At 55.6% G+C, this 1931-nt stretch carries 2 protein-coding genes and 1 pseudogene; all 3 read left to right on the top strand.

Translation table 11 applies throughout. The features are described from left to right. Positions 1 to 431 (top strand): annotated as a pseudogene (locus C4N23_RS13630) (relaxase/mobilization nuclease domain-containing protein); the annotation flags it as partial. A gap of 189 nt (positions 432 to 620) precedes the next feature. After that, positions 621 to 1076, top strand: a complete 456-nt coding sequence (locus tag C4N23_RS13625) for a CHC2 zinc finger domain-containing protein (protein ID WP_112146673.1) — start codon at positions 621 to 623, stop codon at positions 1074 to 1076. Next, the coding region (locus C4N23_RS13620; protein ID WP_112146671.1) for a DUF5906 domain-containing protein at positions 1039 to 1931 on the top strand (893 nt) is incomplete at its 3' end. The genes C4N23_RS13625 and C4N23_RS13620, both read left to right, overlap by 38 nt.

Genomic DNA, 1931 nt, shown 5'->3' with positions numbered 1-1931 from the left:
ACCAGCGCATTGCCGAACTGAAAACCCAGCACGACGATGCACTGGCGGTGGTCAAAGACTTGGATGCCCGCATGGTCTCCCTCAAGGAGCTGCGCGGGCATCTTGTGGTCTATCAGCAGTACAAGCCCCTTGCGCAGAAGCTCCAGACTGTGCGGAATCCCGCCAAGTTCAAGGAGCAGCACCGTGCAGAGTTTGCTGTGTACGAGGCCGCTTGTGCCTATTTCAAGGCCAACGGGCTCAGGACACTGCCGGACCTCAAAAAGCTGGATGCCGAATATCAGACCCTTTCCTCGGAGAAAAACGGGTTCTACACCCGCTACAAGAAAGCGCAGATCGAACTGCGTGAACTCCGCACCGCACAACAGAACGTGGAAGCCTTCTTCCGCAAGGAAGAGCGCAGCCACACCGTACCGCAGCAGGAGGTCAAATGAACAACACTCTGACGGATCGATGTGTGAATAAACCCAACCTCACCCACGCCCCTCACCGGGCTTCGTCCTTTCGCCTGTACCCCGCCCATTGGGACGGAGGGTAGCACCTCTGTCTTTTCGGACGTAAAGAACGTCATCTCGACCCGGCAGGCAGCGGAGCTATACGGCTTCGCCGTAAACCGGAACGGTATGATGTGCTGCCCCTTCCACGGGGATAAACACCCCAGCATGAAGGTGGACAGCCGTTTCCACTGTTTCGCCTGTCAGGCAGATGGCGATGTGATCGATTTTGTCGGCAGACTTTTTCAACTTTCTCCCTATAAGGCTGTGGAAAAGTTGAAGAACGATTTCGGCATAGCACTTGCCGACGGCAAGGTGCGGCTTGCTCCCCGCAGACCGCCCACCGTCCGGCAGCAGCTGCTGGACTATTACCGCTGTCTGCAGCGTTGGCGGGTCCGATATGCACCGCAGTCACCCACAGAAGAACTTCACCCCTGCTTCCTTGAAGCGATAAAGAACCTTGATATCGTTGAATATTATCTGGACTGTTCGGTGCTCCCGGACCCGCAGACCGAAAACGAGCTACGGAAGTATTGGGAGGGATTGCATGAGCGACTGGAAAAAGAGGAACGAAGATTGGCGTGATGAGGACGAACTGGAAGAAGAGGAAGAATGCGAATGCCCTTGGGTAGACAGCAAGGGCAAAGTGCGTGAAACCGCTTACTGCCAGTACCTTTTAGAGAAACACCCCATGATGTGCCTGAAACAGAAGCTGTTCGACCAGAACGGCGAGGTAGACGAGGACGCACTGCTCTACGAAGTCCACAGCGACCTCCGTGACTTTGTGCTCGACAACCTTGCCAAGAAGGAGAAGCAGGTTCTGGACGCACTCCGTATCGAAACCTATATCCCTGAATGGAAACCCCAGCTTGACCGCATCCATCTCCAGAACGGAACCTACTTTCTGGACGAGCGGGGATTTGTGCCGGAAAAGGAACTCTGCCTGAACCGGCTCCCCGTGGAATACCAGCCCGATGCCCCCGCACCGACCAAGTGGCTGGAATTTCTGGACGGTCTGCTGATCCCGGAGGACATTCTGACCTTGCAGGAATATCTCGGCTATCTTCTGATCCCGTCTACCAAGGCGCAGAAGATGCTGGTCATGACCGGCAAGGGTGGCGAAGGAAAATCCCGCATCGGCTTGCTGCTGAAGAAGCTGTTCGGGGAAGCCTCTCACTCCGAATCCATCCTCCGCATCGAAACGAACCGCTTTGCCAGTGCAAATCTGGAGTACAAGCTGGTCATGGTCGATGACGACCTGAACATGGTGGCTTTGCCCGAAACCCGGAACATCAAGTCCATCGTTACCGCCGAGGACCGTTTGTGCATTGAGCGAAAGAATAAGCAGGCTGTCCAAGGTCTGCTGTACGTTCGTTTCATCTGCTTCGGCAATGGCAACCTTGTGGCTGCTCACGATGACAGCGACGGCTTCTGGCGCAG

This window comes from Faecalibacterium hattorii (genome assembly GCF_003287455.1).
Taxonomy (GTDB): domain Bacteria; phylum Bacillota; class Clostridia; order Oscillospirales; family Ruminococcaceae; genus Faecalibacterium; species Faecalibacterium hattorii.
This window is presented reverse-complemented; position numbering and strand designations above follow the sequence as displayed.